Annotated in this window: 2 protein-coding genes and 1 pseudogene; all 3 read right to left on the bottom strand. The window is 69.2% G+C overall.

Going from position 1 to position 3,095, the window contains the following annotated elements; all coding sequences use genetic code 11:
- A partial coding sequence (locus FFS27_RS31010) for a phospholipid carrier-dependent glycosyltransferase (protein WP_137952463.1) occupies window positions 1-978 on the bottom strand: 978 nt, incomplete at its 3' end.
- Window positions 975-1,862: a 4-deoxy-4-formamido-L-arabinose-phosphoundecaprenol deformylase gene (gene arnD / locus FFS27_RS31005; protein ID WP_003112878.1), complete on the bottom strand. Its 888-nt coding sequence runs from the start codon at window positions 1,860-1,862 to the stop codon at window positions 975-977. The genes arnD and FFS27_RS31010, both read right to left, overlap by 4 nt.
- Window positions 1,859-2,989: pseudogene (locus FFS27_RS31000) on the bottom strand (bifunctional UDP-4-keto-pentose/UDP-xylose synthase); the annotation flags it as partial. The gene arnD and the pseudogene FFS27_RS31000, both read right to left, overlap by 4 nt.
- Window positions 2,990-3,095 lie beyond the last annotated feature (106 nt).

Here is a 3,095-nt window from a genome sequence, read left to right as displayed (position 1 = left end):
GAGCAGTGCCAGCGGCAGCAGGCAGGGCATGATGTAGGTCGGCAGCTTGCCCCGGCTCAGGCTGAAGAACGCCAGCGGCAACAGCAGCCATAGCGCCAGGAAGACCACCGGCGCCTGGCGCCGCTCGTGCCAGGCCTGGCGCAGAGCGCTCGGCAGCAGGCCGCTCCAGGGCAGGCAGGCGACCACCAGCAACGGCAGGTAGAACCACCACGGGCGAGAGTGCTGGGCGTCTTCGCCGGCGAAGCGGCGGATGTGTTCGTGCCAGAAGAAGAACCGCCAGTAGTCCGCTTCCCGCGCATGCACGGCGAGCGCCCAGGGCAGGCAGACGAGCAGCGCCGCCAGCACCGCCAGCGCGCCGTAGCCAAGCAGCTCGCGCCAGCGCCGCTGCCAGAGCATGTAGGGCAGGGCGACCAGCACCGGCAGCAGCCAGGCGAGGAAGCCCTTGGTCAGGAAGCCCATGCCGCAGGCGAGGCCGAGCAGGATCCAGCCGAGCAGGCGCGCGCGGCGGCTCCCCGCGTCGAGGGCGTACCACAGCGCCACCAGGCTCAGGTTGACCCAGAAGGTGAATTGCGGGTCGAGGTTGGCATAGCCGGACTGCCCGGCGATCAAGCCGAAGCTGGCGTAGAGCAGCGCGCACGCCAGGCTGGTGCGCGGGTCGCGCCACAGGCGGCGGGCCAGCAGGTAGGCGAGCAGGACGCTGAGGGCGGTGGCGACGACCGAGGCGATGCGCACGCCGAACAGGTTTTCGCCGAAGACCGCCTGGCCGAGGGCGATCATCCAGTAGCCGGCGACCGGCTTCTCGAAGTAGCGCAGGCCGAGGAAGTGCGGCGACACCCAGTCGCCGCCCAGCAGCATCGCCTGGCTGATCTGCGCGTAGCGGGTCTCGTCGGGAATCCACAGGCCATGGTTGCTCAATGGAACCAGGTAGAACAGGCCGAAGGCGATCAGCAGCAGCGAACAGGTCTGGCGGCGGCTCATGGCTGGCGCACTCCCAGCCAGCCCTCGCGGCCGGCCAGGCGGCCGCGCACCAGTTCGGCCAGCGGCAGGCTGCGCGGATCGTCCGGCAGCAGTTCGCCCAACGGGCGGAAGCGGATGCCACGCCGTTCGGCGCGCCGCAGCAGTTCGCGGAACGCCGGGGCGAGGAGCAGCCCCTCGACCTCGGCGTGGATGGTGTAGACGTTGTCGCGGCCAGCGGCGAAGCGTTCCAGGATGAAGTCGTTGTAGGCCTCGCGCGGCAGGCCGGGACCGACCACCTCGTCGAAGGTCGGCAGGTTCACCGGCACCTGCGGGATGCCGGGGCTGCCGTCGGCCAGGCGCGGGCGGAACGCGCCGCGTCCGCGGCAGTCGCTGTTGTAGCGGAAGCCGAAGGGCTGCTTGGCCTCGACCACCCGGCCATCGGCGCGCCAGCCGGCGGCGGCGGAACAACGCACCGGCTGGCCGAGGATGTCCGCCAGGCAATCGCTGCCGCGGCGGATCTGCTCGCCGAGCTGCTGCACGCTCCAGACGCCGGCGTGGGTCTGCCAGGCATGGTGGTCCCAGGCGTGCAGGCCGACCTCGTGGCCGGCGGCCTGGGTCCGCCGCATCAGCGGGCCGAGTTCGCGGCCGATCGGCTTGCCCGGCCAGGCGGTGCCGGCCAGCAGGATGTCCCAGCCATACAGGCTGGCGGCGCGCGAGCGGAGCATCTTCCAGAAGAACGCCGGGCGCGCCAGGCGCCAGAGGTGGCGGCCCATGTTGTCCGGGCCGACGCTGAAGAAGAAGGTCGCCTTCAGCCCGGCTTCGTCGAGCAGCTCGAGCAGCCGCGGCACCCCGTCGCGGGTGCCGCGGAAGGTGTCGACGTCGATGCGCAGGCCGGCCTGGATCACGCCTGTGCCTCGCGCTCGCGGAGCGCTTCGTGGAGGAAGAAGTCGAGGGTCTTGCCGATGGTCTCGCGCAGTTCGATGGTGGGCTGCCAGTCGAGCAGGCGCCGGGCGTTGTCGATGCTCGGCTTGCGGTGGGCCACGTCCTGGTAGCCGTCGCCGTAGAAGCTGCGGCTCTCCACCTCGCGGAAGCCGGCGAAGGGCGGGAACTGCGCGCGCAGCGGGTGGGCCTCGAACTGGCGCAGCAGTTCCTCGCCGAGCTGGCGGATGCTCGCCTCGTTGTCCGGGTTGCCGATGTTGACGATCTGCCCGTCGCAGCGGCCGTCGCGGTTGTCGATGATCCGCGCGAGGGCCTCGATGCCGTCGTCGACGTCGGTGAAGCAGCGCTTCTGCGCGCCGCCGTCGACCAGGCGGATCGGCGTGCCTTCGACCAGGTGCAGGATGAGCTGGGTGATCGCCCGCGAGCTGCCGATCCGCGCCGAATCCAGGCGGTCCAGGCGCGGGCCCATCCAGTTGAACGGACGGAACAGGGTGAAGCGCAGGCCCTGCTGGCCATAGGCCCAGATCACCCGGTCGAGCAACTGCTTGGACACCGAGTAGATCCAGCGCTGCTTGTTGATCGGCCCGACCACCAGGTTCGAGCGGTCTTCGTCGAAGTCCGGGTCCTGGCACATGCCGTAGACCTCGGAGGTGGAAGGGAACACCACGCGTTTGCCGTATTTCACGCAGTAGCGGACGATCCGCAGGTTTTCCTCGAAGTCCAGTTCGAACACCCGCAGCGGGTTGCGCGTGTACTCGATGGGCGTGGCGATGGCCACCAGCGGCAGGACCACGTCGCATTTCTTCACATGGTATTCGAGCCACTCCGAATGGATGCCGATGTCGCCTTCGACGAAGTGGAAATGCGGGTCGGCCTTGAGCCGTTCGATGGCGTCGGAGCCGATGTCCATGCCGTGGACCTCGTAGCGACCGTCGCGCAGCAGGCGTTCGGACAGGTGGTTGCCGATGAAGCCGTTGACCCCGAGGATCAGCACCCGCGTGCGGCGCTGCGGGCCGGACGCCGCGCCACGCAGGCGCGCGCCCTCGACCAGGCCCAGCTCGGTGGCCAGTTGCGTGCCCCGAGCCCACGGACCCCCTGAGCATCACGTATGTCGACTTCCGCTCCACAATAGAACCAAAAACACCACAATACCAACACTCACCAACGCACTCAACTATGACACATCTCACCGTAAATCA

This window comes from Pseudomonas sp. 2VD (assembly GCF_005503585.1).
GTDB lineage: Bacteria > Pseudomonadota > Gammaproteobacteria > Pseudomonadales > Pseudomonadaceae > Pseudomonas > Pseudomonas aeruginosa.
The sequence above is the reverse complement of the archived record's forward strand: the minus strand, read 5'-3'. Positions and strand labels throughout refer to the sequence as shown.